The sequence below is a fragment of the Virgibacillus sp. W0430 genome (assembly GCF_051846935.1).
In the GTDB taxonomy this organism is placed as follows: domain Bacteria; phylum Bacillota; class Bacilli; order Bacillales; family Amphibacillaceae; genus JBPYCR01.
Genome location: NZ_JBPYCS010000010.1, coordinates 65,129 through 91,657 on the forward strand (window position 1 = coordinate 65,129; position 26,529 = coordinate 91,657).

A 26,529-nucleotide genomic window follows, 5' to 3' on the forward strand; every position below is an offset into this window, starting at 1 on the left:
TCATCGGATATTCGCTATATTCATCTACCCATATTATAAGCGAATATCCCAATTATATCAATACGGAGGGATTTTTGTGAAGGATATTAGATTACTCAATTTGAAGCTAACCAATTTTAAGGGGATTAAGTATTTTGAACTCAATGCTGCCGGAAATGACATAAAGGTATTTGGTGACAATGCGACCGGTAAGACAACGTTGTTTGATGCTTTTGTTTGGTTGCTTTTCAGTAAGGACAGTAGCAACTCAACAAAGTTTGAAATTAAAACGCTTCTTGATGGTAAAACAATCCACAACTTGGATCACGAAGTGGAAGCGAGTTTGTTAGTGGACGGCAAACAATTAGTTCTCAAAAAGGTGTACAAGGAACAATGGACTAAAAAGCGCGGATCCGTTACGAAGGAATTCACTGGCCATACTACGGATTATTTTGTAGATAGCGTTCCATCCAAGAAAAAAGAGTATGAGGACACGATTCATTCAATTGTAGATGAAGGTATTTTTAAACTGTTAACCAATCCTGCCTACTTTAATGAACAACTAAACGATAAAAAACGTCGTGATTTGCTCCTAGAAATAGCCGGAGATATAACAGATCAAGATGTGATTAATTCGAACGGAGATTTGTCTAAGCTAACTGAAATATTAGGCAATCGAACTATTGAAGATCATAAAAAAGTGATTGCTGCTAAACGAAAAGAAATTAACGAGGAACTTGAACGGATCCCCGTTCGAATTGATGAGATTCATAGAGGATTACCTGATTTAACGGGTTTGGATGAAGCGAGTATAAAAGGCTCTATTGATAATGTTTCGTTTGAAATTGAAGCGAAAAACGAGCAAATAAACAGCATTAAAAACGGATCAGAAATTAACGAACTGAAAAGGCAAATCAGCGATATTGATTTAAAAATCGCAAATGTCCGAAATGAGCATACTCAAAACGAACAGCAGGAATTATTCAAACTGCAAACAAGGCTCCAGGAAGAACAATCTAACCTTTCCATCCTAAGAAACGATATTAGAAGTCATGAACAACGTAAAAACATGAATGAAAATCACATTAAAGACATTGAAAAGCAAATGAACCAGTTACGAGATCAATATAAAGAGAGTCAAAAGCAGTATGAAGAACAAAATGCACAAGAATTTAACCATGAATCGGAATGTGTTTGTCCTACTTGTGAGCAAGACCTTCCACAAGATCAAATAACGGAAGCTGCAACTAAATTTAATCTCAATAAATCAAAGCTTCTTGAACACATTAGTGAGCGCATGGAGACCATCAACAAAGAAGGTATTGAACTTAAAGGAAAAGTAGAATCAATCAAACGAGAAAATGAATCCATTCAATCAAAAATTGATAAGATCACGGATCAAGGCAAGAAGAAATCAAGTGATATTGAGCGTTTGGAGCAGGAAATTGAAACGGCTAAATCAACCGTTAAGCCGATTGAAGAAAACGCTTCTTACATTAAGTTAGATGAAGAAAAACAAACGTTAGAACAGAGGATTGAACAAATGCAAGTATCAGTTGCTGAAACAATCCAAGCTACACAGCAAGAGATTACAGAATTGAAGACAAAACAAAATGAACTGCAGGTTGATTTAAGCAAATTAGCGCAATCTGAACAATCACATAAACGAATTAAGGAACTGGAAGAACAAGAAAAATCATTAGCTGCAGAGTTTGAAGAACTGGAACATCAGTTGTACCTAACAGAAGAATTTATCCGTACAAAGGTTAATATTCTTGAAAGCAAAATCAACAGTAAGTTTAAATATGCTCGGTTTAAGCTATTCGAAACGCAGATAAACGGCGGTTTAAGGGAAGTTTGCGAAACAACTTATGAAGGTGTTCCTTATTCCGGTGGTTTGAACAATGCGGCACGTATCAATGTAGGTTTAGACATTATTAACACGTTATCCACGCATTACGGTGTATCAGCTCCAATCTTTGTAGATAACGCTGAATCGGTTACTAAGTTGATTGATATTGATGCACAGTTGATCAGCCTGGTTGTTTCAGAACAGGACAAGCAGCTAAGGGTTGAAGCTAAGTCTGAAAGCGAGGTTGCGTAAATGAGTAAAATTGTATTGGTTTTAGAGGTTTCAAATGCGACAGACGAACAAATTCAGACTGGTTTAGGAAAAGCATTTAATAATTTCTGCAATGAATACAAGGGTGCTGGTATTACCGCCAGTGTCATTAAACCAGAATCAGCAACCAAGGTACTTGATTTTATTAATGAGGAGGAGAAATAAATGAGCAACCAAAATCAATTAGCAATGGTTAAGAAAGATACTGTGGATGTTGTGGCAGAAAGGGTTCGACATTTCCAAGAGCAGGGAGAAATTCATTTCCCTGCGGGTTATAGCCCGGACAATGCTATGAAAAGCGCATGGCTTACTCTGCAAAACACACAAGATCGAAACAAGAAGCCTGCTTTAGAAGTTTGCACAAGAGACTCTATCGCAAATGCATTATTAGACATGGTTGTACAAGGCCTTAATCCAACAAAGAAGCAAGGGTACTTCATCGTTTACGGAAACCAGTTAACATTTCAACGCTCATACTTTGGCACAATGGCTGTCACTAAACGAGTTACTGGAGCCAAGGAAATCAATGCAAACGTGATTTATGACGGCGACGATGTGGATTACGAAATGGTAAACGGTAAAATCACCAATTTAAAACATAAACAGAAATTTGGGAGTATCGACAAAGAAAATATTATTGGTGCTTACGCAACGATCGTGCTGGATTCAAATACAACTTACCACGAATTGATGACAATTGAAGAAATAAGACAAGCCTGGTCACAGTCGCAAATGTGGGGCAAAGGCAATAAAAAGGAAAAAGAAGGATCCACTCACGATAAATTTAGGCAGGAAATGGCTAAGAAAACTGTCATAAACAGGGCATGCAAGAAATTCTTGAATAGTTCTGATGATAGCAGCTTAGTGATACAACATTTTAACCGGCAGGATGACGCAATAGCAGAAGCTGAAGCACAGCAAGAAATTAACGAGAATGCTAATTCAGAGTACATCGATATTGATGTATCGGAAGTTGACCAGGAAACAGGAGAAATCACTTCTCCTGATACAGAAAAAGAAGATTCTGAAGTTGAACAAGTTATGAATGACATGGAACAACAGGAACCAGTTACAGCAAAAGGACCGAGTTTCTAATGATTAAAATAACAACTCTTGCTTCCAGTTCAAAGGGGAATTGCTACCACGTTACAGATGGTAGCACTCCCTTATTACTAGAATGCGGAATATCGTTCAAAGAAATTCAAATAGCGCTAGAATTCAAGACTTCTAGTATAAAAGGTTGTTTAGTATCACATGAACATAAAGACCATACAAAAGGCTTAAAAGAAGTTTTGCGAGCAGGCATTAATTGTTATATGTCACAAGGAACAGCGGATGCAGAAGGTATAAAACATCATCGCATAAAAGTAGTTGAAAATAAGCGGCAATTCACAATTGGAACATGGACGATACTTCCGTTTGATGTTGAACATGATGTTTCAGAACCATATGGGTTCCTGCTTCAAAATAAAGCTGGTGAGAAGCTTTTATTCGCTACTGATACCTTTTATGTCAGGTACAAGTTTAAAGGCCTCACACACATCATGATTGAAGCAAATTATAGCAAGGATATTCTAAACGAAAACATTTCAACAGGACGTGTCCATAAAGGTATGAAAAAGCGTTTAATAAGATCACATTTTAGCTTAGAAAACGTTAAAGAGTTTCTGAAAGCAAATGACTTATCTAAGGTGCAGGAGATTCATCTAATGCATTTATCAGATAGTAATTCGGATGAAAAATTGTTTAAGAAAGAGATTCAGCAGCTTACTGGAAAAGTAGTTTATATAGCATAAGAGTTGGGGGTATGAAAATGAAAGGATTTATCAGTTTGCACAGAAAACTAATGGACAATCCAATATGGTCGGACCCCAATTACCTTAAATTGTGGATATATTGCTTATTTGAAGCTTCTCATACAGATCGAGAACAATTGGTCGGTAATCAAATGATAGAAATCAAAAGAGGTCAATTTATTACAGGTAGATTTGCACTATCAGAAGAGTTAAATAAGGGAGTTAAACCGAAACAAAGGCTTGATAAGTTGACTTGGTGGCGTTATTTAAACAACTTACAAAAACAACGAATGTTGAACATCAAAAGCACTAACAAATATAGCGTTGTAACCATTATTAAATATGATGTTTACCAAAATGTATTTAATAAAACTGAACATGGAACTGAACATCAATTGAACAACAAACGAACAACAGATGAACAACAGATGAACACAAACAATAATTATAATAATTTAAATAATTATATAAAAATATCTACTACTACTAGCGCGCATGAAAAAAATGATGCCATCGTTTTCTACCAAAACAACATCGGAATGATCAGACCACAAATTTCGGAGGAAATGCTCGACTGGATAAATGATTTCGGTGATGAAATGGTGATCGAAGCTATGAAAAGATCACTGGAACGAAACAAGCCTAGTTGGGGATATACAAAATCTATCTTAAAATCTTGGCATGAAAAAGGAATTAAAACGATTGAACAGGCAAATGCAGAGGATATTGAATTTAAGAATCAGCAGCAATCAAGGTTTAGTAAGCAGCCTATCCAAAAAGAAACCGTTCCTGACTGGTTTAAACAACGTAAGCGACAAGGAACAAGCATGAAAACTGAACAACCGGTTGATGAAAAAGAAAAAGCAGAAATCATGGCCATGTTAGCAAAACACACATCGAAAGCGAGTGGTGAATCATGAGTGCATTGCCAGAACGAGCTAGGGATTACGTAACACTGCTGGATGGAGATTTAGAATTTCGAATGCACAAAGAACAATTACAAGTCATCACAGATTTACATAACAACGGCATTCACTACGAAGATATTGCACAAAAAATAAAACGTGAACCGATCGAAGTCATTATCGCACTGTTGCATCAAGCATACGGAAACAGAGTGGATTTACAACCACTTGCTTATAATTTTAATACGAAAAATGCGAAGGAGTAAAAATTAATGGCTGAAATAAAAGTAGAAATAGCTCAAATACTTGGCGGTTATTTTAGAGTGATTATTAACGACTTGCCAATTGCAAATTATCGTGAATGGGATCAAGCAAACGTATTAGTAGAACATTTTATAAAGATCAATGCTGATAAAAAAGTGATTAGAGTTTAGTTCGTATTACGACGATTAGACAGAAAATGTGACGTAAAGGAGATTATAAAATGGACGAATTACAAGATGAACAAATATGTCCTTACTGCGATTACGTTGTAGAGGACCATCAATCAAACTGGGACGAGAAAGAGGAAGATATAACCTGTTCCAACTGTGATAAATCATACACAGTAAGGGCTGTTTATCAGTTCGAAGGTTTTCAAATAGAAAAGCAATGTGAGAGTTGCGGAGAATGGACAGAAGACGGAATGTTACTTTGTGGTTGCCAAGAAGATTAATACACATTTCGACCATAAAGCGAAGGAGGGTGAAGAATAATGAGTAAAGAAATGTTAAAACAAGCTGATGAATGGTTAAGGAGCATGTACGACTTGTTATCTTTAAAGACAGACCCAGAAGATATAGAGTACACGCAAAAGCGAATAGATTTATTTAAATGGATGATCGAACAAGCTGAACGAGTGCAGGAGTTGGGAAACAACTTAGACCACGGTGCAAAAGTTGCAGTAGAAACTGCTAGAAGATTACACAAAGAACAGGAACAAAACAAACGCTATTGGGGAGCTATTGAAAGCATGAGGCTGCATGCACATTACCCGAAACAAATAAAACAAATTTATGAAGCATTGGAGAGTGAATCAGATTGAAAGAAGTCGACAGGCGAAAAACAATGACAAGATTACTAGAAGCTTGAAGGATGAAGTAGAAACGTTGTCAGCAGCATACGCGGACGCACAAAAGGAAATCAGCATTTTAAAAAGGAGACTGGAAAATGAAAAAATGTATTGAGTGTAATGCGATTGTCGAATGGAATGAGCGCAGCAGTTTGTGTGAAGAATGTTTTGATAATCAACTAAGAGAAAGCGCTCTTGAAGTAAAAGTAGAATCACCACATGCGAGCTGGTTCTAATGGGAATAAAAAAAATCATGTATGAAACGGATGATTACAAAATCCGAATACAAAAAGTTAAGGCTGGATGGTCGCTGCAGGTTGTAGGAAAAAGCGGAAATGTGGAAAGGAAAGTATTTAAATACTTTGAAACAGCGAAGCATTATACAGAAAACAAATACTTAAAGGATGTGGCGTAATGAATCTATCAAAATTATTTGAAATGCAAACAGAACTGGATGCTCGAATTTTACTAGAAAAACAGCTTGTAGGACAAGACTTGCTAGATAAAAAGATTTTAGCTTTGCAAGTGGAATTGGGGGAGTTGGCTAATGAGTGGCGGGGGTTTAAGTTTTGGAAGGTTAATAAGGAACCAAATGAATGGATTCCAAACGAAAATGATGTATGCAAAGAGTGTAATGGACAACCAATATTTTACGATGATGTAAACAAGCCTACCAAAATAATCGGTCAGTGCGAAAATTGCGATGGTTGCGGTGTTCATTTTTATAATCCTTTATTAGAAGAATACGTAGACTGCCTGCATTTTATACTAAGTATTGGTTTGGAATTAGGAATTAAATCAGATGATGTATGTGTTGAAGGTGATTTGACAGGGGCTACAACAACAGAGGCATTTAACGAATTGTTCTCTTATGTATCAACGCTAAACACGTATTTAGATGTTAATTTACCAGCATCAATAACAAATGCAGATATAAATGAAGCTTATAAAGATATATTTGAGTGTTTTGTTGGTTTAGGTGAATCAGATTTAGGCTTCACTTGGGAACAAATCGAACAGGCTTACATGGATAAAAACAAAGTTAATCACGCACGCCAAAATGAGGGATATTAATGTCAACCTATTACGGAAAACGTGGACAAGCTTTTGAAAACCTACTAGATTACACGAATCAGATTTACAAGCAAAAAGGAATAGCGTTGATCAATAAACGGCCAACGCCCATGAAGATCATCGGAAAAACGAAAGGACATCAACATATATGCGTGTTTGATAAGAAATCGACCGTAGATTACGATGGCGTTTACCGAGGAAAAGCAATCGTCTTTGAAGCAAAATCCGTTAAAGAAAAACGGTTCCCGTTAAACAACATTACAGATGACCAAGTTAAATATTTGAATCAAGCAGAAAAGCAAGGGGCTATATCATTCCTAATAATCGATTTAAGGGTGATTAGAGAGGTTTTAATTGTTCCGAATGGTATGCTTCAAAAATATGTGAAAGACTCAAAATCGGGCGGTAGGAAGTCCATTCCGTTAGGGGATTTGGAAGTGTACGGATACAGGGTTCAATCGGGCAGTGGGGTTCCGTTAGATTACTTGAGCGTGGTTGATAGATTGATAGGGGTTGCAGCATAAGACAAATGATGCGACAGAAGGAGAAGTGTAAAAAATGAAAAGCACAAAATATAATTGGTTGCTAAACTTTCCAGGAAACTGGAAAACGAAAGAAGGTTACACATTAAGCACAATTAATAGACCTGCGAAACGTGGTTTCGGATGGTATAGATTTAAGCATCATGAATTTGAAGTACAAGGGTCATTTCAAGCGCAATTGAAAGCGGAAGAATTAATAAAGAGTGACTTAGAAACGTTTAAAAGAGCATTAAACAATATGGCATAGTTCGACCACAAAACAAAAGGAGAATCAAAATGACAACAATCATAACAGCAAGTTTAATAGTATTTGGAGCACTGTATGTAGGGGCGTTAGTTGCGTATAGGAAAGCTTATTTAAGCAGGAAGGGGGAGTTGGAATAATGAACAGCTGTAACAGATGCGGTAGGAAATTGAAAACAGAAAAATCTATTGAAACAGGATTTGGGCCAGTTTGTTATAAAAAGCACTTGAAAGAGCAGGAAGAATTCGAGAAAAACCATTTGACGATTGATGAGATTGCTTAAAGGAGAGAGGTAAATGAAATTCAAAGGTAAGAAAGTTTACGTAATTTGGGAAACGATTAAAAAAACTATCATGCTTGAAGAGGTTACTAGAACAAGACTAGTAGAAATACATTCAGATATTGACAAGGCATGGGATAAGCACATTGAATTAAACAAGAAATCAAGGGATTTTGTTTCATATTCAATCGAGGTACAGGAAGTAAAATAAAAAAGCCAGGATCTCTCCCGACTCTCACAAGTTAGATTCATTATACCACAAGGAGGGGTCCTGGTGAATGATAACAAAGCTACAATAAGTTTAAAAGAAAATGCAGTATATAAGGTTGTTGATGGAAAGATCGAAAAAATAGATGTACCTGGTGAGGGATTCGGAAAACAAGTGATAACTTGGCAGGGTGGAAAGCCGACGCATTATGAGGTTTCGTATACTAAAAAATGAGGTGAACGCATGCAACTGACCTTATTCGATGATATTGATGTCAAACAAGAAGGAATGGAGCATGTTGTGAGGAGGATTATATACTCGGACTCTATCAGGGACGATATCAAGCGAGCAATTAAAAACAACGACATGTCGACTCTGACAAAGCTGTTTGACATGTCCATAAAGACGTTCGGATTCAGCGGCCCGAATTGTTGGAGTTGGAATTTGGGTAAATTGCATACACCAGACTGTGAACACACATTCGATGTCACGGCGAGGGAACTAGCGAGCACAGCATTAAGAATATATAAATAAGTCTATCGGAAAAACCGGGGACACTGAATGACGCAATAAAGCGTTGTTTGGTGTCCTTTTTATATTTTGGGAGGGGTTAGATCATGAAGGAGTTTATCAAGTATTTTGCACTATCAATTATCGCATTTGCATTTATGTTTACGGTTGTATATTCGTTAGCTGATTGGTTGCAGTTAAAAATAACGTTTGTTGCATCGATGGCAGCTTTAATTATTTCTACAACGGCACTTGTAAAAATCACGTTGGATAAATAGGGGGCAAAGATATGTGGGCTGATAAACTAATAGGCGAATATGAGCAAGGACGTAGGGATTTAAGGCATATGTTATCAGAGCTTGGCGATTCGATAGAGGATAAGCAGGATAAAAAACAGATTAACAGTATGACTCGTGATATGTCATATTCGATAGATTGGCTCAAAATCGGAAAAGAGCCGGGGTCATTAAGGGGTCTTGACAGACGTTCGATTTACCAAAGGCGAGTGTTAATGGATATGGATTTATTCCCATCTTTAGAGATCGAGCCAAAACAACATGTTTCTGAGGAGCAAAAACAAGCAATTATTGATATTTTAGTCGTTTTATCTGTTCGCGAAAGACAGTGTTTTATTCTCCATAATGCTTATGAAATGAGTATGGCTCATATTGGTGAAGAATTAAATATTAGTAAAAGTTCTGTTCAAACGTTCATTAATCGCGCGAATGAAAAAATTAACAAAAAAATCTTGTCATACGATTGTCATACAGTTGCCAACTAATTAGTGAAGGGGTCTTTAATAAGAGCATTACTGGAAGCGACAGTCAAAGATTAAGACCGTGAGGTCTACTGGATATACAGTATTAAACTTATATAGTGGGATGGTGGTGGATATGTGACAATGCCAAACTGGTCTGAAATACAAAAAGAATGGGAAAGCACTAAGATCACCTTGAAGGACTTGGCCGATAAACATGGCGTCAAATTAGGTACATTGAAAAGCAGGAAAAGCAGGGAAAAATGGTCAAGGGATGCAACTGTGAAAAAGGATGCAACCAAAACGAAAAGGATGCAACCGAAAAAAGAGGAAAAAGAGCCTGTTATCCAGTCGGGAAATCTGACAGATAAACAAAGGCTTTTTTGTATTTACTACATTAAATACTTCAATGCGACTAAGGCATATCAGAAGGCTTATGAGTGCGCTTATACAACGGCGATGGTTGAAGGACATAGACATCTAAGAAAACCTAATATAAGTGCGGAGATTGACAGATTGAAGAAAGAGCGACTGGGTGACAAGTTGGTTAGTGTTGATGACATATTGCAAAAATACATTGATATTGCTTTTGCTGATATTACAGACTTTGTGGACTTCGGACAAGATGAAAGACCTGAACTCGATCAAAACCTAGAACCGATGATTGATGATGATGGAAATGAAGTCACCTACTCGATTAGTTACGTGAATTTAAAAAACAGTGACGAAGTAGATGGAACTATCATTACAGAAGTAAAAAAAGGAAAAGATGGCGTATCAGTTAAGTTAGCCGACAAGATGAAGGCTCTTGAAATGCTGTCTAAATACTTTGATCTCCTTTCTGACAATGACAAGAAACGTTTGCAAGAGGAAAAATTAAAAGCCGAGATCGCTAAGACAAAAGGTGAAGATGGCACCGAATACGAAGATGACGGATTTATGGATGCAATAAAGTCATCAACAGACATATGGGATGATGACGATGAGTAAAAAGAAACCAGCACTATTCAAATTCAAACCATTTTCTGAAAAACAGTTGAAAGTATTAAATTGGTGGACTGACAGATCGCCACACAAAGATAAAGACGGCATCATATGTGATGGTTCGGTGCGTGCTGGCAAAACTGTCGTCATGTCATTGTCTTATGTTATGTGGGCAATGGAGACGTTTGACGACGAGAATTTAGGTATGGCCGGAAAGACAATTGGCTCATTCCGCAGAAACGTCATAAGGCCATTGAAACGCATGTTGCGGTCTCGTGGTTATAATGTTAAGGATCATCGAGCAGATAACATGCTGTCAATCACACGAAACGGTGTAACAAATTACTTTTATGTTTTCGGTGGTAAAGACGAAGGCTCGCAAGATTTAATACAAGGGATAACACTTGCTGGAATGTTTTTCGATGAAGTGGCGCTTATGCCTGAATCATTTGTTAACCAAGCAACGGCGCGTTGTTCGGTGGAAGGTTCGAAACTGTGGTTCAACTGCAACCCAGAAGGGCCTTATCATTGGTTCAAAACTGAGTACTTAGATCAACTGGAAGAAAAGAACATGCTGCACCTTCACTTTACGATGGACGATAATTTATCACTATCGGAAAAGATCAAAGAACGTTATAAACGGTTGTATAGTGGCGTTTTCTTTCAACGTTATATATTGGGTCTATGGGTGTTAGCAGAGGGCATCATATATGACATGTTCAATGAAAATAAGCATGTTGTTAAGACGATTGATAGACCTTACACGAAATACTATGTATCTATTGACTACGGAACACAGAACCCTACAACGTTTGGCTTGTGGGGTTTGTTTAATGGTGTTTGGTACAAGGTCAAAGAGTATCATCATAGTGGCCGTGACGGAAAGCAGAAAACGGACAGGGAATACAGCATAGACTTAAAGGAATTTGTCGGTGATCTGAAAGTAACGGCAATAATAGTGGATCCATCTGCCGCATCTTTCAAAGCGCAGCTCAAAAAAGATGGATTTGTAGTTAGAGACGCCAAGAATGATGTTGTTAATGGTATTCGTAATGTAGCGACAGCGCTAAACGAAAAGAAAATAAAATACAACGATTGCTGTACGCATACCAAAAGAGAATTTTCCTCCTACGTTTGGGATGAAAAGGCAGCAGATCGCGGGGAAGATAAGCCGATTAAAGAAAACGATCACCACATGGACGGTGACCGTTATTTCGTAAATACAGTGTTATTCAGAAAGGGTATCACATTCATTAATTAAGGCAGGTGATCAAAATAATTACACCATTCGTAAACCAAGAAACAGACAGACTTAACCAATTCATTGCAGAAAATAAAATGAGTAAAACAGAAATTATAAAAGAATACATCGAAAAACATAATCCATCCATTTACCAAGAAGGTGTGGATTATTATTTTAAGAAAAACGACATCATGAATCGTAAAATCTATAAATATACCAACGATGGCCAAAAAGTAATTGATCACGAAGCAACGAACAACAAAATGGCTAGTGGCTGGCATAAATTATTAGTCGATCAAAAAACAGCTTATTTAGTCGGAGAGCCGATCACTTTTAACTCAAAAAACGATGATGATAGCGTAGTGGAGTCGATCAACGAAATGCTAGGAGATCAATTCAACGATATCATGCCGGAGCTGACTAAATGTGCTTCTAATAAAGGCAGGGAATGGTTGCATCCGTTCATTGATGAAAACGGCGAGTTTGATTACATGATCGTCCATGCACAGGAAGGTATTCCAATTTATGACAATACCAAGCGCAAGGATTTGATCGGATTTATACGAGTTTATTCATTAGACGATGGTACAGAAAAAGTAGAGTTATGGGATGACCAATTTGTAACGTATTATGAATATCATAATGGCCAGTTGGTGCGAGATGTGAATTATGAAGAAAACCCTGCATCACATTTCAAATATGCAGATCAAGGCTATGGGTGGGGTTATACACCTTTCATCGAATTTATGAACAACGAGGAAAGAGTAAGTGATTTACTGTTTATTAAAGACTATATTGACGTTTATGACCTACTAGTAGCCGATGGTGCGAATACGCTAGAGGATATTCAGCAATTGTTATATGTGCTTAAAGGATACGATGGTACGGATATGGAAGAAGCTATTACCAATCTAAAACGTTTCAAAGGCGTTGCAGTTGATGGGGAAAATGGAGGATTGGATATTGTTCAAGGAGAAATGCCCATAAACAGCTTAGACAGCTTCCTAGATCGAGTAGGGACTAATATATATAACTTTGGTCTCGGGCTTGACCTAGATACCGACAAATTCGGGAACAGTCCTAGCGGTGTGGCATTGAAGTTTCTCTACTCGAATTTAGATATGAAAGCAAGTATTACAGAAAGAAAGTTTACCCGTGCAATTCAAATTTTCCTATGGTTCGTGTGCGAATATCTATCAATCTCGCAAAATAAAGACATCGATCACAAGGATATTACGATCACATTTAACAAGTCGATGATTACAAACGAATATGAAAAGGTTCAGATGGCGCAACAGTCTATGGGTATTGTGAGTCAAGAAACTATACTTGAAAATCATCCATTTGTGCGTGATGTTGAAGTGGAAAAGCAGAGGTTAGAAAAAGAAGAAATAGTGGACTTGGGCAAAAATCCAATAGATGACGATGAATAAACAACAAAAGCAAAATAAACGTGCATTAGACCGACTAGAAAAGAAATTCGAGCGGGAACTCATACGTAACTATCAAATCACACTGAAAGAATTACGCTCTAAAATAGCATTTATATACGAAAAATACGATGGTAACTGGATAGAAATGCAGCGTTATAATCGATTAGCAAAGCTGGAAAAAGAAATAGCGCAAGAAATCGGTAAATTGACTGGAAAGAACGCTATGACGTTAAAAAAAGGAATGGCCGATGTATACGAGGAATCTTTTTACCGTACAGCTTGGGTACTGTCGAATGAGGTCAAATCTGATTTAGGCTTTTCTATACTTGATCGTAAACTAGTTGAAAAAGCAATAAAAAATCCGTTAGATAGAGTTGGTTTCCTGCAACGTAATCGAGATAACCAAGCGAGATTAACACGTCAACTACGGGAACAATTAGCACAAGGTTTAATCCAAGGTGAAGCATACAGCGCAACGGTAAAACGCATAAAGCGACGTATGGACGTTGGAGCAACTAATGTTATGCGAATAGCACAAACAGAAAATCATAGGGTTCGCCAGGTTGGTAAGTTAGATAGCCTGGAAGAAGGTGCGGAAGCAGGGATAACGCTTAAAAAGCAATGGCTAGCAACAGTGGATGGTTCAACAAGAGAATCACACCAAGATTTGGATGGTGTCACCATTGACATTGATGCTGATTTTGAAGGGGAAGAAGGTTCTGGACCAGCACCTGGTATGCTTGGAAGTGCAGAAGAAGATATTAATTGCAGATGTGACATGATAGAAATTGTTGACGGATTCGAACCTAACGAGCGCAGGGTGCGGGGTGTTGGCATTACCGAATACAAAACATACAACGAATTCTATGAATCTTTAAAATAGTTTGGTAGAATATACCTAATAATACATAGGAGGTTGTGTGCATGTTGTATTTATTAGCCATTCTATTGCCGCCAGTGGCTGTCTTGCTTGTCGGAAAACCTATACAAGCGTTTCTTAATTTTGGATTGTGCTTATTATTATATGTACCAGGTGTTGTTCATGCTATTTTGGTAGTTAATGAACATAAAGCAGATAAACGAGCGGAAAAGTATGCACGATGACTGAACATAAAATCAATGTTATTAATGCAGAGTTTCCGAAGCAGTGCATGGAAATGGTGCGCAACATCTATAATCACGAAAGAACAAACGGACATACCAGGCATATCATTAGATTAGAATTACAGAAGATATTTGGAAGAGATACTGACATTGTCGGTTTCCTAAATGATGATGAACCACTATAAAATTAAGCTACCTCTTCAGGTGGCTTTTTTGTTTGAATATAAAGAGGTGATGGCGTGTTTTGGTGGTCAAAACAAAAAAAGTTGGCCAGAGAATATGAGCGTAAAATAGTTGAAGTAAGAAACAAGTTGGCATCAATACCTTACAAAGAAATAGATGCAAGGGATGAAGAAGTTTCCAAACTTAAACAAGAGTTAAATATATATCAAAGAAAATTATGTAACATTGCCGCAGAGGAGTGAAGCCATGAATGACAAATACGCTAAAGAAATAGCTAAAGAATTGCGGTTGATTCGGATTGAGTTGCAGAAGATTACCGAGCCAAACGAGCAGCGCGCTGAATATGATCGTTTTGGAACTCCGATAACCGACACTAACAAAGCGGGCGACCAAGTTACTATTGGATAGGTGGTGATGAGTTGAAAACAATTGATTTTTCGGAAAGAAGGCAAGAAAAAATGGCGAGGTTACCCCTATTTATATAGCAGAAAACTTGGAGCGAGCAACCAAAGATGGGAGAATAAAAAATATTGTTTATTTTACTATCGATGACGATGATGTAATACGCTGTGGTTGGAGCAAGATGCCAAACACCAGTATTTTAGGATTGGTTGAGTTAGGCAGGCAATTAATTATTGATGATATGAGAGAATGTGAATAGGTGGTGATCTTACATCTCGTTAGTAGCACACGTTAGCTACTTGACCTTAGCATGTCATTAAAAGGCTTATTTATTATGCAACCTTTCGTTTGTGCAACGTTAAAGCACAACCTTCCGTGGTCGATACCCACGTAAAAACAACGTAAGGGAGAAATGGAAATGAACAGAGAATTTTTGAGAGAGCAAGGCTTATCTGATGAACAGATTGAGGCAGTAATGAGAGAACATGGTAAGAGCATCAATTCTGTTAAAGAAAAAGCTGATAAAGTAGACGATTTGGAAAGTCAAATCGAGGACTTGCAAACGCAGATCAAAGACCGTGACACACAACTCAATGATTTGTCTGAAAAGGTAAAGGATAACGAAGAATTAACTAACACGATCGAGCAACTGAAAAAGGACAACAAAACAGCAACCGAAGAACTGCAACAAAAGCTAGAAAAACAAGCGTTTGATTTTGCATTGGAAAAAGCCATTGCAAACGCACAGGCTAAAAATCCAAAAGCGGTCAAAGCACTACTAGACACCGAATCTATCAAACTAGATGGCGAAACGTTGTTAGGCTTGGAAGATCAACTAACAGCACTCAAAGAAAGCGATGCTTATTTATTTGGTGAGGATAAACCTAGAGGGTTAGAGGGCAGACAACCGCATGTAGGCGGTGGCGAACCTAAAGGATTAACGAGGGACGATATTAACAAAATGTCGTATAAAGAAAGGGTTCAATTCAAGCAAGAGAATCCAGAAGAATACGAAAAAATCATAAAGGGAGAATGATAAAATGGTACAAACAAAAAAAGCAAACATGGTAGATCCACAGGTTTTAGCAGATATGATTTCGGCAGAATTGCCAGATGCGATTCGTTTTGCTCCGATTGCGGTAGTAGACAATACGTTAGAAGGTCAACCGGGGTCAACAGTAACTGTTCCGCGTTTTAAATATATTGGAGATGCAACAGACGTTGCAGAAGGTGCAGCTATTGATCTTAGCTTGCTCGAAACCGCAACAGAGGACTTCACGATCAAGAAAGCTGGTAAAGGGGTAGAGCTTACAGACGAAGCTGTGTTATCTGGTTATGGTGATCCAGTAGGTGAAGCAGGAAAGCAACTTAAAATGGCCATTGCTAACAAAGTAGACAACGATGTATTAACAGCATTAGGCACTACTGCATTAACGTATGAATCACCAAAGGCGAACGGAATCGACATTGATGCTATTGATGCAGCGCAAGGGATTTTCAATGATGAGGACACTGAACCAATGGTATTGATCGCTAACCCGAAAGACGTTGCCAAACTTCGCAAAAGCTCAGGCGGCGACTGGACACGTGCATCCGATTTAGGGGATGATATCCTCGTTAAAGGTGTATTTGGTGAGGTGCTAGGTGCGCAAGTAGTACGTTCTCGTAAGGTAGCGGAAGGAACAGCCTACCTTGTTAAAAGTGGCGCGCTTGCAATCTACATGAAACGTAATGTGGATATTGAGGATGATCGTGATATTGTACACAAGACAACGGTTATTACAGCTGATCAACACTATGGAGCGCATTTATATGACGAATCAAAGGCTGTAAAAATCACAACGGCTGCAACATAAAAAGGGGGGTAAACCTCTCTTTTTAATTTGAGGAGGAAAACAATGCTAATTTATCGCTACAAAAAACGATTAAAGGAGCAAGAAAATGAAGAAAAAAGGCAGGGTAAAACCGGGAGGAAAGAAGGACAAAAGGCTCAAGCGAAACAATCCGAAAATAAAAAGAAAACGAAGAAGTAGGTGATCGTATTGGTCACGTTAGAAAAGTTTAAATCAGCAACAGGAATCACGAACAAAGACGAGCAAGTACTTGCATTAATTCCGATCGTGGAATCGCATATAAAAGGATACTGCAATATTGAAGAGATTCCCGCTGATTATGATATTAACGCTATTCGCATGATAGAATACCAACTTAACAAAAAAACAGGCATACAATCCGAAAGTCTTTCTAGACATTCGATAACCTACGCTAACGACTATCCTTCTGATATCACAAAAGGTCTTAGGCGGCGTTTGCGATGGTAATTGTGCAACGTCATATGGCAGTTGATGATGGCGCAGGCGGCACAGAGTACCAATGGGCGAATCATCTTGAAATAGAGGGTACACTCGATAAATTAAGCGGTGATGAAGTACTCGCAAGCGATAAACTAGGTCAACTATCCACGCATATATTTATCATTTTTGAAATCGTAGACGTGAAAAATACAGATCGCTTTATTATTGATAACGAGATTTACGAGGTTAAGGACGTTGACAACCCGAATAACCTTGATAGGCAGTTAGAAATAACGCTGAAATATACAGGTGAACGCTATGAAATTTAAATCAAATCGTAAACAAGTCAGACAGCGTATGGATAAAGCGCAGAATAATATGCTTGAAGCAGTCGGAAAAGGTGCGGAGGGTTTTGTTAAGCTGAATACACCAGTCGCAACAGGTGCGCTTAGATCGAGTATTAATTACCATACAGACAAAGATGGGGTATATGTGGGTTCAACGCTCATGTCAGAAGATTATCCTATTTTCGTGGAACTTGGTACAAGTAAGATGGCGAGTCAGAGTTATTTAAAAAGCGGAATTATGAACAACCTAGCGCAATTGAAAAAGATTGCCGAAAGGAACTACAAATTATGATGGATGTAATGACTGTACTCTATCAACAAATAGACAACGCACATAATTATCAAACCTACCGAACACAAGCACCGGAGGGTGCAGATTTTCCATATGCGGTGTATAAACTATCGCCAATCGCAAGCACGGAAACCGGTCGTGATGATTACATGCTCGAAGTCAGTTGCTGGGATAAACCAGAGGGAACATCCGATAAACGAGTACTAGAATTGGCAGATAACATTAGAACAGCTTTGATTAATTTTATGAACTTGGATAATAGTAATTTACTGTTTATGGATCGTCCATATATGGGTCACATACCCGATTCGGATGCGCAAATTAAACGTTATGACGTAACAACTATTTTAAAAACTTACAGGAGGTAATTAAATGACTGTTAGTAAGGTAGGAGTAACGAAAGATACTGCAGAAAGACTTCTGCTTGATGCAGGGGCTATTTACAAAAACTTAACTTTTGACGACATGTCCGGCGAATTTACAGGCGAAGCATTAGGTGCTACAAGTGGCGGTAATGAATTTGTCGTTGAAATTGAACAAAGACAGCCTGAGATTGACGGAGTAAAGAGTCGCATCAAGGGCATGAGTTTTGTTAACTCACATGAAGCGCAATTGACGGTGAACTTAAAGGAATTGACAGCACAGAATATCAAAACAGCTATCGGGCCTGCTGACGTGGATGAAACTGACACAAATTTTGATATTGTAACTGGACGAACAACTATAAAAGATGCCGATTATTTGCAAAACATCGCATATGTAGGTCGATTAACAGGAAGTAATAAACCTGTTGTAATCATGCTTGATAATGCGCTAAGTGCAGAAGGTTTTACACTATCAAGCGAGGATAACAATGAGGCAACTATTCCGATCACATTTAATGCTTATGCGAGTTTTGAAGACGCACAAGCGGGCGTTACGCCATATAAAATTTATTGGCCAAAGGCAGCAGTATAAGAGTCGCTTAATGCGGCTCTTTTTATTTAGGAGGTAATCATGCGAAATCTTAATAATAAGGACTTATTCAAAGTAATGCGGATTGTACGCAAAGCAAATATAAAAGAAGAATTAGTCAATATGCGTTTTGACGGTGTGACGGACGAAGAGTACGGAACAATGATTGTTTTCCATATTATCGAAAGCGCGCCGCAAGCTGAAAAGGAAATATTTGAGTTTTTAGCGGACGTTGGTGGTGTAAAAGTCGAAGAATTAGAAAATGACGAGTTTGAACTACTGCCGAGAATTATCGAACACTTGCAAGGGCAAAAGAAGTTAATTGATTTTTTATCACAAGCCTTCAAGTCGGTGACGAGTTAGAAGTTTATGACATCCTTTTAAATCGTTATGCTGATGTGGGCTTTTTATTTAGTTTAGAATCGAACGTATTTATCGACTTGATTAATAAGGCACTGGAAAAAACACAGGAAAAATCATTGTGGGAACAGTGGATTGCATTACTTCCAAACATGACAACAGAAGGAAGCAAATTCATTTCCTTTGAAAAATTCAAAGACATGAACACGAAAAAGAACACACACACACAATTAACGGATGAACAAATACTTGAAGATGCAGCAGGTATATTAAAGACCATGGGCAAAGGCAGGTGATAATATGCTCGAACTTTTTAAAATAGCTGGTCGTATAGATTTGGAAGGCGCAGATAAAGCCAATAAAGACCTAGACAAACTCGACAACAAAGGAAAAACCACATCGTCAAAATTAGGCGGATTTGCTAAAAAAGTAGGTAAAGCAGGGTTAATAGCTGGTGGTGCAATGGCAGGGTTAGGTACTGCTGCATTCGCTGCAACAAAAAAAGTAACCGAGGGATTTGACGAGATCGCCAAAGCATCCGCAAGGTTAGGAGTCAGCACTGACGCATACCAAGAGTTTGACTATTGGGCAGGGCAAAACGGCATCGCACACGCGCAAATGGAGAAGGCTGTCGGACGTTTCAACCAACGAATGGGAATGGCGCAAAATGGAAACGAGAAGTACGCTGCAGCGTTACAACAACTAGGCGTTGATATGGATTCGGTGCGTGATGGTACACTCTCGACAGAGGATGCGTTTGCACAGTCCATTAAAACATTGTCCGAAATGGAAAACGAGCAAGATAAGGTCAATTGGGCGACAGAAATGTTTGGTACGAAACTGGCGAGGGATTTATTACCTGCTTTACAAGACGGCTCACTATCGCTAGAAGATGCGAAAAAGAAAGCGAAAGACTTAGGAATCGTAATCGAAGAAGATACATTACGAGCATCGGAAAAATTTAATGATACTTGGGATGATCTTACTCGAATGACTGGTGCATTTGGTAAAAAATTGCTAACTGACTTGATGCCTAGCTTTCAAAAAATGATGGATTGGGTCATTGAACACCTGCCAAAAATACAAAACTTTTTCCAGAATACGTTCGACAAAATTGGTAACATCCTTTCGAAAGTTCGAGGGTATGTCAAAGATGCGATAGATTGGTTCGTGCGTATGAAGGATGGTGCGCTTGATTCGGTCGGTGGCATTGAGGGTATATTTGAAAACTTTGCACCTGTATTTGATTTATTCAAAGAGTCAGCGCAAACACTCGTCAGCAGTCTTGGTCCAATTTGGGAAAGTTTGAAAGAATTATTCAAGAGTTTACAACCAATTTTAGAGATAATCGGTGTTTTTGTCGGAAGTGTACTTATTACAGCTTTCGGGATCTTCATTTCTATTGTTAATGGTGTTATCGCTGCAATCGGTCCATTGATTGACGCGTTTATTAATCTGTTAGATTTTATCGTTAATGTAGTAAATACGGTTGTTGCGCTATTCAAAGGCGATTTTACGGGCGCAATGGAATATTGGGAACGAGCAACACAAGCAAGCGTTGATTTTTTCATGAGTCTATTTGAAGCAGTCATAAATTATGTATCAACTTTTGTTAAAACGATAATTAATTACTTTAAAGGGCTATACAATACGCTAGTTGGTAACTCGATCATACCTGATATGGTCAATGCGATTATTAATTGGTTTAAAGACTTAGGGAAACAAGCCATCCAATTAGTGCTTAACATGGTTAAGAAGGTAGTAGAATGGTTTAAAAACCTGCACACGAATGCAGTTGATCGTTTTAATCGATTACGCTCAAAGGCTACATCTATTTTTAACAGAATTATGAGCGCAATTATAAATCCAGTACAACGAGCGCGCGATAGAGTAATAAGTTTTGTAGCAAATATGTATGAACGAGCAGTAAGCAATTTTAATAATTTGAGAAGTAGAGCGAAAAGCATATTTAATTCCGTAAAATCAGCGATTACAAGACCGATCGAAAAAGCACGAGATATAGTCAAATCAGCGATTGATAGAATAAAAGGTTTCTTCAGTGGATTGAAGTTGAAGTTTCCTAAAATAAGAATGCCTAAATTACCGAAGTTCAGCTTGAAAGGTAAGTTTAGCCTTGCGCCGCCGAGCGTACCGAAATTGAAGGTGAATTGGAATGCGGTAGGGGGAGTATTTAGAAAACCGACTATTTTTAATACCGCTAACGCAGGACTACAAGGTGTTGGTGAAGCAGGTGCGGAAGCTATATTGCCGTTGAACAAAAATGTATTAGGCACAATCGGACAAAGTATAGCACGCACAATTCCCAAAGAGGAAAGCGGAATAAAAGAGTTGCTACAAGAATTAATAACAGCTGTAAAAGAAGGTAAAAATATAATTATGGACGACAGAGAAGTTGGAAGAATCATTGAGCCTCATATAACTGAAAACCAAAACAGAAACAAGAAAGTGAGGGGGAAATTTGCTTAACTTTACATTTAATCACATTAAAAAAGATTGGATATTTTTATTGGAAGGAAGGCAAAAATCCCCTTTCGCTACAATCAACAGATCGTTAATCACGGTACCCGGCATGGACGGCGCATACTTGTCATCTACAAAGGTAGAACCTTTTGTCATACAGCAGCCGATTGGATTTATTGTAGACGACAACACACACGCACTAGATTTAAAAGACGAACTCGCATCATGGCTATATACAGAAAAGCCAGTACCGTTGCAATTTGACGATGAACAAGGAAGAACGTATTACGCTGTTGTGCAAAACGCCATTGAGGACTTTGAAAAGTTTGCTGAATTACGTCAAGGTACAATCCAATTTTTATGCGTTGACCCGTATGGTTACGGAGAAGAAAAAAATGTTAATTTTACTTCCGATACAGCGACAATAGAAAATCTTGGTACAGCTGAATCCGATCCGATTTTTACATTAGACGTACTACAGCCAACCACTTTTGCCATGGTAAGTAACGGGGAAGAATATATGATGATTGGTGAAATGCTTGATGCGGATGACATCGCATTTAATAAAGAGGAACTAATTTTACACGACACTTGCTCTACTACAACCGGTTGGACATCTGCAGCAGAAGTTGAAGGTGGGATTGTTGCTGGAACAATGGTAAGTGACGGATCGTCTTTTAAAGCTACTGATTATGGAGCTGGTACTGGTTGGCATGGTCCTTCGTTAAAGAAAAGTCTATCTGAGCCATTAACAAACTTTAGAGCAGAATTTTTGATCGAACAAGTTGGGACTTACGCAGCGGATGTTGGGAATGTCGAATTTTATTTGCTTGACGTAAATAATAACGTAGTTGGTAGTATTCGGATGCGTGATGCGAACACAGGCATGCAGTTAAACGAGGCTAACGCACGTGTTGGATCTTTTGAAAATGGTCATTTATTAATAGCTAACGATTACGGTAACAGGTATGCTACATGGGCGAACTTTAGCGGAATCTTACGTTTACAGCGTGCTAATAATCGCTGGCAGGCTTATGTAGCTTTAATTGACGATAACGGTAACCACCACAGTACGATGACAAGGGCTTTCGAAGATACGGAAGGTTTATACGCTGCTGATATTGCACAGATACAAGTTCACATTGCGACATCGAAAGAATATACGCCTACGCAACAAAAGATAAACGACATAAAAATATATAAACTTAACCAAAGAGAAGGTATTCCATATATTGCAGATGTCGGCGATAAAATAATTTTTGATCATATGCACGATAACATTACAATCAATGGTGAAAGCATTTTCGGTGAAGAAAACGATATTAGAAAAGATTTCGGCGCTGATTATTTTAAACTGAAGTCAGGATTTAATAGTTTAACAGTTTTGCCGGAAGGTGCTTTTGATACGAGTATTAAATTTAGAGAAAGGTATAGGTGATTAAAATGAGTAGGAACAAAGAAAATGAAATTGTAGCTAAATTAAAAGAATTGACAAGCGGATGGACGATGGTAGCTAGGCTCACAGCGATCAATGAGGAGATCCACAATGCAGATTTTGAAACAAAAATGGAACTCCTCATTTTCAAGAGTGAAGTTCTAGAAGCCTTGCAACTAAGAGGTACTACTTGTGTTCGCTGTTCGCATGATAAGTATTTTACCTAAATTTATCTTTTATTCTTTGGTCTCTGTCTTGATGTTCGGTTATCTCTCTGTAAAGCTGTTTTGAGAAATTCCTTGTGTCAAGTGCAATATTGAGTATGTCAGAGATAGCATTTTCTAATTGCGGATTGTCTACCCCGTGTTTATTAAAGGCTTCTTTGACTATTTCTGTGAAATTTGCTTGTCTCAATTTTATCACCCCCTAAATGTCATAATTCGACAATAAGGGGATTTTCCTGCAAGAAAGAAGGGCGTATATGATACACATACTAGATCACCAAACCGACAAGTTATTAGGTGACTCGAACAAATATAGAGACGATAATCATTTTGAGTCGCTCAAAGACGGTGAAACCTTTGATTTTACAGAACCGATTAACAGCAAAATATCTCCATATTTAAACAAAAAGAATCGCGTCATTATTCCTGTGGACGACGGTTTTTTTCGTGAGTTTATCATACATGAATCTATACAACATGAAAACGAAATCGAAGTATTTACGATCGCATCATACATTGAATTACAAAAGGATGAACCAATTGCTCCTATTACATTAAACAGCCAAACCGTTAATACTGCAATGGATTACGTTTTGTCTAATACCGATTGGCAACGTGGTATTAGTGATTATTCAGGTATACGAACAATTACTTTCGACGAATATATAAATCCTTATAATGCGCTTAGACAACTCACACATGTTGATAATTTTGACCTGGACTTACGTTTTAGAATAGAAACAAAAGGCGGTAAAGTAATAGGGCGATTTGTCGATATGATCGAAAAACAAGGCGAATGGCGTGGAAAAGAAGTAGTTAGCGGAAAGGATTTAATCAGCGCAAAGAGAACCGAAATGACCGATCAAGTTGTAACCGCTCTATATGGCATTGGTCCAGAAAAAGAGGACGGAACCCGGGAAATAGTTGTCGTTAAGAATGAAGAAGCTAGGCAAGTGTGGGGTAGAAAAGGAAAACATTTATGGGGTATTTACGAACCACAGACAGAAGATCTGAACATGACTGTCGAACGACTAACGCAACTTACGGAAATGGAACTAAATAAACGCATAAGTGCATTAGTACAATACAAGGTTGAAGGTGTAGACATCGAGCATGTTTTTGGGAGAGAACACGAAAAGATAAGGATTGGCGACGATGTTAGGATTAAAGCTACTGAATACAATCCACCGATTTATTTGGATAGCAGAATTATCGCAAGGGAAGGTCCAATAAGAAATAAATCACAGAAAAAATATACATTAGGCGAGTTTATTGAGTATACAGAAGATGACGTTAAGAAAAATTTAAAATTGTTGGAAAAGCAGATCGCTAAAAAAATAAGTGAAGCACAACTCGTTAATTATGCGGAAAAAATCATACCTGAACAACCAACGGAACCAGTTAATCCTGACGTAGGTGACAAATGGGTTGATACGGCCGAGTCACCTTTTAAATTAAAGCTGTTTGACGGTATAGAATGGAAAACTGTAAAGGGTGATCCCGGAGAACAAGGTCCAATAGGACCAAAAGGGGACCAAGGAATTAAAGGTGAAAAGGGATCAGATGGTTTAACTGCATATACGCACATCGCTTATGCTGATGATGAAAACGGTAATGGGTTTTCGCAATCTCCAACAGGGAAAGAATACATTGGTATGTATGCGGATCATTCTCCAACAGATAGTAGTGACCCTTCCGATTATAATTGGTCGCTTATTAAAGGTGCTGACGGTTCACAAGGTATTCCCGGACCAAAAGGTGACGATGGTCATACGCCGTATTTTCATACGGCTTGGGCGAATAATGAAACGGGTACAAGTGGATTTAGTACAACTGACTCTGTAAATAAATTATATATTGGTACGTATACTGACTTTGTACAATCGGATAGCACAGATCCATCGCGGTATTCGTGGACTAAATTAAAAGGAGATAAGGGAGATACTGGTTCACAAGGTCCAAAGGGAGATAAAGGTGAGCAAGGACCAGAGGGACCGGCGGGAAAAGATGGTATAGCACACATGGGTCCGTTAGCACCAAGTAATCCTGCTCTTAATGGCACATGGTTTGAAACAGATGCAATCGGTAAGGTAATAGCAATTAAAAAATGGACTGGAAGCTCTTGGGAAACTGCAAAAATGGACGCAGAAACGCTAAGTGTTGAGCAGTTATCAGCTTTAAGCGCTAATTTAGGAAACGTTACTGCGGGTCATATACAAGGTGTTACAATGAACCTTGCTAATGGAAAGCTAATTGTTGATGATCAAGGAAATGTCAAATTTTCCGGTGATTTAGAAGGAGCAAATGGTACATTTTACGGTGTTGTTGAAACAATTGTGGATATGCCAGCAGTTAAAAAATTAATAGCGCGTATTGGCGAAGGTGAAGGCTACTTCGAAACGCATCATTATTTTGACGGTACTACTGATCGTATAACTGTAAATGGTGATGGTGTTCACCATGGTTCGGATGGTGTAGGTAATTTAAATGATTTTGAATTTAATAGTAAGAATGGGTTTGTGTTCACTTCAACTAGAGGACAACCAGCGCACTTTAATACTGATATTCGTTTAGATAGTGGACGTTTTATAAGGCAATTGGGAGCACAAGCCTTATCGTTACAAAACGGTTGGGTAAACGCAGGAGGAATATACCCTAATTTAGTTTTTTACGAAGACACACAAGGCTATATATATATTAAAGGATCTATTAAAGACGGCACTGTAGGAACGGGATCGCCAGTAGCAAGACTGCCTGTAGGTTACAGACCTTCATATTATATGCGCTTTCCGTCCGCACAAGGACACGATCTGCATATTTCAACAAACGGATACATTATGGTCGGCGGTGGTTCTAATACTATCGTTAGTTTCGATGGCATCTTATTTAATGGGGTGGTCAGATGATTGTTTATTTAATTGATAGTAATGGGTTTGTAGTTGACACATATAATTCTAATTTTCCGTTCGATGCAGATCCGGATTACCTTATTTTAAAAGGATGGGATGCTCGTTTATTCAAACCGAAATTTACTAACGGTGAATGGATAGAAGGATTAACTGCATCAGAATTACAACAGCGAGAAGAAGAAACGGTAAATCAAAAGTTAAGCGACATGGAGAAATTGAAACAAGACAATGACATGCTTGCTATGGCTGTCTTAGAACTATCACAAACAATATTGAATGGAGGCAAGTAAATGTTGGCTATGTTATTTGCAACTTATATTATTCGAGGAAAATGGGCTTATGCAGATGTGCCGGAT

The 26,529-nt window shown here is 38.1% G+C and carries 43 protein-coding genes; 42 read left to right on the forward strand and 1 reads right to left on the reverse strand.

The features are described 5' to 3' along the window. Nucleotides 1-76: 76 nt before the first annotated feature. From ACLIBH_RS07395 to ACLIBH_RS07590, 40 genes are all read left to right on the forward strand, one after another. Nucleotides 77-2,083 carry a hypothetical protein gene (locus tag ACLIBH_RS07395; protein ID WP_439316060.1) on the forward strand — a complete coding sequence of 669 codons (2,007 nt, stop codon included), beginning with the start codon at nucleotides 77-79 and terminating at the stop codon, nucleotides 2,081-2,083. Then, nucleotides 2,084-2,266 carry a hypothetical protein gene (locus ACLIBH_RS07400; RefSeq protein ID WP_439316061.1) on the forward strand — a complete coding sequence of 61 codons (183 nt, stop codon included), beginning with the start codon at nucleotides 2,084-2,086 and terminating at the stop codon, nucleotides 2,264-2,266. Beyond that, nucleotides 2,267-3,196 carry a recombinase RecT gene (locus ACLIBH_RS07405; protein WP_439316062.1) on the forward strand — a complete coding sequence of 310 codons (930 nt, stop codon included), beginning with the start codon at nucleotides 2,267-2,269 and terminating at the stop codon, nucleotides 3,194-3,196. Next, nucleotides 3,196-3,897, forward strand: coding sequence for an MBL fold metallo-hydrolase (locus ACLIBH_RS07410; RefSeq protein WP_439316063.1), 702 nt, complete (start codon nucleotides 3,196-3,198; stop codon nucleotides 3,895-3,897). The genes ACLIBH_RS07405 and ACLIBH_RS07410 overlap by 1 nt, the downstream gene beginning before the upstream one ends. A gap of 17 nt (nucleotides 3,898-3,914) precedes the next feature. Next, entirely contained in the window at nucleotides 3,915-4,817 is a 903-nt protein-coding gene (locus tag ACLIBH_RS07415; RefSeq protein WP_439316064.1) for a DnaD domain-containing protein, read from the forward strand. Beyond that, nucleotides 4,814-5,068: a hypothetical protein gene (locus tag ACLIBH_RS07420; RefSeq protein WP_439316065.1), complete on the forward strand. Its 255-nt coding sequence runs from the start codon at nucleotides 4,814-4,816 to the stop codon at nucleotides 5,066-5,068. Before ACLIBH_RS07415 ends, ACLIBH_RS07420 begins: the two co-directional genes overlap by 4 nt. Before the next feature lie 6 nt (nucleotides 5,069-5,074). Further along, entirely contained in the window at nucleotides 5,075-5,236 is a 162-nt protein-coding gene (locus ACLIBH_RS07425) for a hypothetical protein (RefSeq protein ID WP_439316066.1), read from the forward strand. Between the two features lie 50 nt (nucleotides 5,237-5,286). Next, the gene (locus ACLIBH_RS07430; RefSeq protein ID WP_439316067.1) at nucleotides 5,287-5,517 is read left to right on the forward strand and encodes a hypothetical protein; all 231 of its coding nucleotides are present in this window, start codon (nucleotides 5,287-5,289) and stop codon (nucleotides 5,515-5,517) included. 39 nt (nucleotides 5,518-5,556) lie between these two features. Continuing rightward, entirely contained in the window at nucleotides 5,557-5,886 is a 330-nt protein-coding gene (locus ACLIBH_RS07435; protein WP_439316068.1) for a hypothetical protein, read from the forward strand. Next, entirely contained in the window at nucleotides 5,873-6,028 is a 156-nt protein-coding gene (locus ACLIBH_RS07440; RefSeq protein ID WP_439316069.1) for a hypothetical protein, read from the forward strand. The genes ACLIBH_RS07435 and ACLIBH_RS07440 overlap by 14 nt, the downstream gene beginning before the upstream one ends. Next, complete coding sequence (locus tag ACLIBH_RS07445) at nucleotides 6,012-6,149, forward strand: hypothetical protein (RefSeq protein WP_439316070.1); 138 nt, start codon at nucleotides 6,012-6,014, stop codon at nucleotides 6,147-6,149. Before ACLIBH_RS07440 ends, ACLIBH_RS07445 begins: the two co-directional genes overlap by 17 nt. Continuing rightward, a complete protein-coding gene (locus ACLIBH_RS07450; RefSeq protein ID WP_439316071.1) occupies nucleotides 6,149-6,328 on the forward strand; it encodes a hypothetical protein in 180 nt (59 codons plus the stop codon). Before ACLIBH_RS07445 ends, ACLIBH_RS07450 begins: the two co-directional genes overlap by 1 nt. Next, nucleotides 6,328-6,987, forward strand: coding sequence for a dUTP diphosphatase (locus ACLIBH_RS07455; RefSeq protein WP_439316072.1), 660 nt, complete (start codon nucleotides 6,328-6,330; stop codon nucleotides 6,985-6,987). Before ACLIBH_RS07450 ends, ACLIBH_RS07455 begins: the two co-directional genes overlap by 1 nt. Next, nucleotides 6,987-7,511, forward strand: a complete 525-nt coding sequence (locus tag ACLIBH_RS07460; protein WP_439316073.1) for a Holliday junction resolvase RecU — start codon at nucleotides 6,987-6,989, stop codon at nucleotides 7,509-7,511. The genes ACLIBH_RS07455 and ACLIBH_RS07460 overlap by 1 nt, the downstream gene beginning before the upstream one ends. 34 nt (nucleotides 7,512-7,545) lie before the next feature. Next, a complete protein-coding gene (locus ACLIBH_RS07465; protein WP_439316074.1) occupies nucleotides 7,546-7,776 on the forward strand; it encodes a hypothetical protein in 231 nt (76 codons plus the stop codon). 136 nt (nucleotides 7,777-7,912) lie between these two features. Further along, a complete protein-coding gene (locus ACLIBH_RS07470; RefSeq protein ID WP_439316075.1) occupies nucleotides 7,913-8,056 on the forward strand; it encodes a DUF6011 domain-containing protein in 144 nt (47 codons plus the stop codon). Between the two features lie 13 nt (nucleotides 8,057-8,069). Beyond that, nucleotides 8,070-8,264, forward strand: a complete 195-nt coding sequence (locus tag ACLIBH_RS07475) for a hypothetical protein (protein WP_439316076.1) — start codon at nucleotides 8,070-8,072, stop codon at nucleotides 8,262-8,264. 63 nt (nucleotides 8,265-8,327) lie between these two features. After that, entirely contained in the window at nucleotides 8,328-8,495 is a 168-nt protein-coding gene (locus ACLIBH_RS07480) for a DUF3954 domain-containing protein (protein WP_439316077.1), read from the forward strand. Nucleotides 8,496-8,878: 383 nt separating this feature from the next. Further along, nucleotides 8,879-9,049, forward strand: coding sequence for a hypothetical protein (locus ACLIBH_RS07485; RefSeq protein ID WP_439316078.1), 171 nt, complete (start codon nucleotides 8,879-8,881; stop codon nucleotides 9,047-9,049). Between the two features lie 11 nt (nucleotides 9,050-9,060). Then, the gene (locus ACLIBH_RS07490; RefSeq protein ID WP_439316079.1) at nucleotides 9,061-9,552 is read left to right on the forward strand and encodes a sigma factor-like helix-turn-helix DNA-binding protein; all 492 of its coding nucleotides are present in this window, start codon (nucleotides 9,061-9,063) and stop codon (nucleotides 9,550-9,552) included. 120 nt (nucleotides 9,553-9,672) lie between these two features. Beyond that, a complete protein-coding gene (locus ACLIBH_RS07495) occupies nucleotides 9,673-10,518 on the forward strand; it encodes a terminase small subunit (RefSeq protein WP_439316080.1) in 846 nt (281 codons plus the stop codon). Further along, on the forward strand, nucleotides 10,505-11,773 hold the full coding sequence (locus ACLIBH_RS07500; protein WP_439316106.1) for a PBSX family phage terminase large subunit: 1,269 nt from the start codon (nucleotides 10,505-10,507) through the stop codon (nucleotides 11,771-11,773). Before ACLIBH_RS07495 ends, ACLIBH_RS07500 begins: the two co-directional genes overlap by 14 nt. Before the next feature lie 5 nt (nucleotides 11,774-11,778). Continuing rightward, a complete protein-coding gene (locus tag ACLIBH_RS07505) occupies nucleotides 11,779-13,188 on the forward strand; it encodes a phage portal protein (protein WP_439316081.1) in 1,410 nt (469 codons plus the stop codon). Further along, nucleotides 13,181-14,071: a phage minor head protein gene (locus ACLIBH_RS07510; protein WP_439316082.1), complete on the forward strand. Its 891-nt coding sequence runs from the start codon at nucleotides 13,181-13,183 to the stop codon at nucleotides 14,069-14,071. The genes ACLIBH_RS07505 and ACLIBH_RS07510 overlap by 8 nt, the downstream gene beginning before the upstream one ends. Nucleotides 14,072-14,112: 41 nt before the next feature. Beyond that, nucleotides 14,113-14,292 (forward strand): YqaE/Pmp3 family membrane protein, encoded by a 180-nt coding sequence (locus ACLIBH_RS07515; RefSeq protein ID WP_439316083.1) that lies wholly within the window; start codon nucleotides 14,113-14,115, stop codon nucleotides 14,290-14,292. A 239-nt stretch (nucleotides 14,293-14,531) separates the two neighbouring features. Continuing rightward, nucleotides 14,532-14,717, forward strand: a complete 186-nt coding sequence (locus ACLIBH_RS07520) for a hypothetical protein (protein WP_439316084.1) — start codon at nucleotides 14,532-14,534, stop codon at nucleotides 14,715-14,717. A gap of 4 nt (nucleotides 14,718-14,721) precedes the next feature. After that, entirely contained in the window at nucleotides 14,722-14,883 is a 162-nt protein-coding gene (locus tag ACLIBH_RS07525) for a hypothetical protein (protein WP_439316085.1), read from the forward strand. Nucleotides 14,884-15,295: 412 nt separating this feature from the next. After that, complete coding sequence (locus ACLIBH_RS07530; protein WP_439316086.1) at nucleotides 15,296-15,913, forward strand: phage scaffolding protein; 618 nt, start codon at nucleotides 15,296-15,298, stop codon at nucleotides 15,911-15,913. Nucleotides 15,914-15,917: 4 nt separating this feature from the next. After that, entirely contained in the window at nucleotides 15,918-16,733 is an 816-nt protein-coding gene (locus ACLIBH_RS07535) for a N4-gp56 family major capsid protein (RefSeq protein WP_439316087.1), read from the forward strand. Between the two features lie 42 nt (nucleotides 16,734-16,775). Beyond that, nucleotides 16,776-16,910 carry a hypothetical protein gene (locus tag ACLIBH_RS07540; RefSeq protein WP_439316088.1) on the forward strand — a complete coding sequence of 45 codons (135 nt, stop codon included), beginning with the start codon at nucleotides 16,776-16,778 and terminating at the stop codon, nucleotides 16,908-16,910. Continuing rightward, nucleotides 16,911-17,198 carry a phage head-tail connector protein gene (locus ACLIBH_RS07545; RefSeq protein ID WP_439316089.1) on the forward strand — a complete coding sequence of 96 codons (288 nt, stop codon included), beginning with the start codon at nucleotides 16,911-16,913 and terminating at the stop codon, nucleotides 17,196-17,198. Next, nucleotides 17,192-17,500 carry a phage head closure protein gene (locus ACLIBH_RS07550; protein ID WP_439316090.1) on the forward strand — a complete coding sequence of 103 codons (309 nt, stop codon included), beginning with the start codon at nucleotides 17,192-17,194 and terminating at the stop codon, nucleotides 17,498-17,500. The genes ACLIBH_RS07545 and ACLIBH_RS07550 overlap by 7 nt, the downstream gene beginning before the upstream one ends. Next, entirely contained in the window at nucleotides 17,490-17,810 is a 321-nt protein-coding gene (locus tag ACLIBH_RS07555; RefSeq protein ID WP_439316091.1) for an HK97-gp10 family putative phage morphogenesis protein, read from the forward strand. Before ACLIBH_RS07550 ends, ACLIBH_RS07555 begins: the two co-directional genes overlap by 11 nt. Next, nucleotides 17,807-18,178, forward strand: a complete 372-nt coding sequence (locus tag ACLIBH_RS07560; RefSeq protein ID WP_439316092.1) for a hypothetical protein — start codon at nucleotides 17,807-17,809, stop codon at nucleotides 18,176-18,178. Before ACLIBH_RS07555 ends, ACLIBH_RS07560 begins: the two co-directional genes overlap by 4 nt. Nucleotides 18,179-18,182: 4 nt before the next feature. Further along, nucleotides 18,183-18,767: a hypothetical protein gene (locus tag ACLIBH_RS07565; protein ID WP_439316093.1), complete on the forward strand. Its 585-nt coding sequence runs from the start codon at nucleotides 18,183-18,185 to the stop codon at nucleotides 18,765-18,767. Between the two features lie 39 nt (nucleotides 18,768-18,806). Then, nucleotides 18,807-19,127: a hypothetical protein gene (locus ACLIBH_RS07570; RefSeq protein WP_439316094.1), complete on the forward strand. Its 321-nt coding sequence runs from the start codon at nucleotides 18,807-18,809 to the stop codon at nucleotides 19,125-19,127. Nucleotides 19,128-19,243: 116 nt separating this feature from the next. Further along, the gene (locus tag ACLIBH_RS07575) at nucleotides 19,244-19,420 is read left to right on the forward strand and encodes a hypothetical protein (RefSeq protein ID WP_439316095.1); all 177 of its coding nucleotides are present in this window, start codon (nucleotides 19,244-19,246) and stop codon (nucleotides 19,418-19,420) included. Between the two features lie 4 nt (nucleotides 19,421-19,424). Next, entirely contained in the window at nucleotides 19,425-21,611 is a 2,187-nt protein-coding gene (locus ACLIBH_RS07580) for a phage tail protein (protein ID WP_439316096.1), read from the forward strand. Then, the gene (locus ACLIBH_RS07585) at nucleotides 21,604-23,043 is read left to right on the forward strand and encodes a distal tail protein Dit (protein ID WP_439316097.1); all 1,440 of its coding nucleotides are present in this window, start codon (nucleotides 21,604-21,606) and stop codon (nucleotides 23,041-23,043) included. Before ACLIBH_RS07580 ends, ACLIBH_RS07585 begins: the two co-directional genes overlap by 8 nt. 5 nt (nucleotides 23,044-23,048) lie before the next feature. Next, the gene (locus ACLIBH_RS07590) at nucleotides 23,049-23,267 is read left to right on the forward strand and encodes a hypothetical protein (protein ID WP_439316098.1); all 219 of its coding nucleotides are present in this window, start codon (nucleotides 23,049-23,051) and stop codon (nucleotides 23,265-23,267) included. On the opposite strand, the gene ACLIBH_RS07595 is transcribed toward ACLIBH_RS07590, so the two are convergent. Next, complete coding sequence (locus ACLIBH_RS07595) at nucleotides 23,260-23,454, reverse strand: hypothetical protein (RefSeq protein ID WP_439316099.1); 195 nt, start codon at nucleotides 23,452-23,454, stop codon at nucleotides 23,260-23,262. The two genes, ACLIBH_RS07590 and ACLIBH_RS07595, sit on opposite strands and share 8 nt — an antisense overlap. A gap of 67 nt (nucleotides 23,455-23,521) precedes the next feature. On the opposite strand from ACLIBH_RS07595, the gene ACLIBH_RS07600 reads away from it, so the two are divergent. Then, on the forward strand, nucleotides 23,522-26,170 hold the full coding sequence (locus ACLIBH_RS07600; RefSeq protein ID WP_439316100.1) for a phage tail spike protein: 2,649 nt from the start codon (nucleotides 23,522-23,524) through the stop codon (nucleotides 26,168-26,170). After that, nucleotides 26,167-26,463 (forward strand): hypothetical protein, encoded by a 297-nt coding sequence (locus ACLIBH_RS07605; protein WP_439316101.1) that lies wholly within the window; start codon nucleotides 26,167-26,169, stop codon nucleotides 26,461-26,463. Before ACLIBH_RS07600 ends, ACLIBH_RS07605 begins: the two co-directional genes overlap by 4 nt. The last annotated feature ends 66 nt before the right edge of the window (nucleotides 26,464-26,529 follow it).

Bases quoted from the DNA above. Each gene is read 5' to 3' on its own strand.
- ACLIBH_RS07400 (WP_439316061.1), top strand. From the start codon at position 2,084: ATGAGTAAAATTGTATTGGTTTTAGAGGTTTCAAATGCGACAGACGAA.
- ACLIBH_RS07405 (WP_439316062.1), top strand. From the start codon at position 2,267: ATGAGCAACCAAAATCAATTAGCAATGGTTAAGAAAGATACTGTGGAT.
- ACLIBH_RS07410 (WP_439316063.1), top strand. From the start codon at position 3,196: ATGATTAAAATAACAACTCTTGCTTCCAGTTCAAAGGGGAATTGCTAC.
- ACLIBH_RS07415 (WP_439316064.1), top strand. From the start codon at position 3,915: ATGAAAGGATTTATCAGTTTGCACAGAAAACTAATGGACAATCCAATA.
- ACLIBH_RS07420 (WP_439316065.1), top strand. From the start codon at position 4,814: ATGAGTGCATTGCCAGAACGAGCTAGGGATTACGTAACACTGCTGGAT.
- ACLIBH_RS07425 (WP_439316066.1), top strand. From the start codon at position 5,075: ATGGCTGAAATAAAAGTAGAAATAGCTCAAATACTTGGCGGTTATTTT.
- ACLIBH_RS07430 (WP_439316067.1), top strand. From the start codon at position 5,287: ATGGACGAATTACAAGATGAACAAATATGTCCTTACTGCGATTACGTT.
- ACLIBH_RS07435 (WP_439316068.1), top strand. From the start codon at position 5,557: ATGAGTAAAGAAATGTTAAAACAAGCTGATGAATGGTTAAGGAGCATG.
- ACLIBH_RS07445 (WP_439316070.1), top strand. From the start codon at position 6,012: ATGAAAAAATGTATTGAGTGTAATGCGATTGTCGAATGGAATGAGCGC.
- ACLIBH_RS07450 (WP_439316071.1), top strand. From the start codon at position 6,149: ATGGGAATAAAAAAAATCATGTATGAAACGGATGATTACAAAATCCGA.
- ACLIBH_RS07455 (WP_439316072.1), top strand. From the start codon at position 6,328: ATGAATCTATCAAAATTATTTGAAATGCAAACAGAACTGGATGCTCGA.
- ACLIBH_RS07460 (WP_439316073.1), top strand. From the start codon at position 6,987: ATGTCAACCTATTACGGAAAACGTGGACAAGCTTTTGAAAACCTACTA.
- ACLIBH_RS07465 (WP_439316074.1), top strand. From the start codon at position 7,546: ATGAAAAGCACAAAATATAATTGGTTGCTAAACTTTCCAGGAAACTGG.
- ACLIBH_RS07470 (WP_439316075.1), top strand. From the start codon at position 7,913: ATGAACAGCTGTAACAGATGCGGTAGGAAATTGAAAACAGAAAAATCT.
- ACLIBH_RS07475 (WP_439316076.1), top strand. From the start codon at position 8,070: ATGAAATTCAAAGGTAAGAAAGTTTACGTAATTTGGGAAACGATTAAA.
- ACLIBH_RS07485 (WP_439316078.1), top strand. From the start codon at position 8,879: ATGAAGGAGTTTATCAAGTATTTTGCACTATCAATTATCGCATTTGCA.
- ACLIBH_RS07490 (WP_439316079.1), top strand. From the start codon at position 9,061: ATGTGGGCTGATAAACTAATAGGCGAATATGAGCAAGGACGTAGGGAT.
- ACLIBH_RS07495 (WP_439316080.1), top strand. From the start codon at position 9,673: ATGCCAAACTGGTCTGAAATACAAAAAGAATGGGAAAGCACTAAGATC.
- ACLIBH_RS07500 (WP_439316106.1), top strand. From the start codon at position 10,505: ATGACGATGAGTAAAAAGAAACCAGCACTATTCAAATTCAAACCATTT.
- ACLIBH_RS07510 (WP_439316082.1), top strand. From the start codon at position 13,181: ATGAATAAACAACAAAAGCAAAATAAACGTGCATTAGACCGACTAGAA.
- ACLIBH_RS07515 (WP_439316083.1), top strand. From the start codon at position 14,113: ATGTTGTATTTATTAGCCATTCTATTGCCGCCAGTGGCTGTCTTGCTT.
- ACLIBH_RS07525 (WP_439316085.1), top strand. From the start codon at position 14,722: ATGAATGACAAATACGCTAAAGAAATAGCTAAAGAATTGCGGTTGATT.
- ACLIBH_RS07530 (WP_439316086.1), top strand. From the start codon at position 15,296: ATGAACAGAGAATTTTTGAGAGAGCAAGGCTTATCTGATGAACAGATT.
- ACLIBH_RS07535 (WP_439316087.1), top strand. From the start codon at position 15,918: ATGGTACAAACAAAAAAAGCAAACATGGTAGATCCACAGGTTTTAGCA.
- ACLIBH_RS07540 (WP_439316088.1), top strand. From the start codon at position 16,776: ATGCTAATTTATCGCTACAAAAAACGATTAAAGGAGCAAGAAAATGAA.
- ACLIBH_RS07550 (WP_439316090.1), top strand. From the start codon at position 17,192: ATGGTAATTGTGCAACGTCATATGGCAGTTGATGATGGCGCAGGCGGC.
- ACLIBH_RS07555 (WP_439316091.1), top strand. From the start codon at position 17,490: ATGAAATTTAAATCAAATCGTAAACAAGTCAGACAGCGTATGGATAAA.
- ACLIBH_RS07560 (WP_439316092.1), top strand. From the start codon at position 17,807: ATGATGGATGTAATGACTGTACTCTATCAACAAATAGACAACGCACAT.
- ACLIBH_RS07565 (WP_439316093.1), top strand. From the start codon at position 18,183: ATGACTGTTAGTAAGGTAGGAGTAACGAAAGATACTGCAGAAAGACTT.
- ACLIBH_RS07570 (WP_439316094.1), top strand. From the start codon at position 18,807: ATGCGAAATCTTAATAATAAGGACTTATTCAAAGTAATGCGGATTGTA.
- ACLIBH_RS07580 (WP_439316096.1), top strand. From the start codon at position 19,425: ATGCTCGAACTTTTTAAAATAGCTGGTCGTATAGATTTGGAAGGCGCA.
- ACLIBH_RS07590 (WP_439316098.1), top strand. From the start codon at position 23,049: ATGAGTAGGAACAAAGAAAATGAAATTGTAGCTAAATTAAAAGAATTG.
- ACLIBH_RS07600 (WP_439316100.1), top strand. From the start codon at position 23,522: ATGATACACATACTAGATCACCAAACCGACAAGTTATTAGGTGACTCG.
- ACLIBH_RS07605 (WP_439316101.1), top strand. From the start codon at position 26,167: ATGATTGTTTATTTAATTGATAGTAATGGGTTTGTAGTTGACACATAT.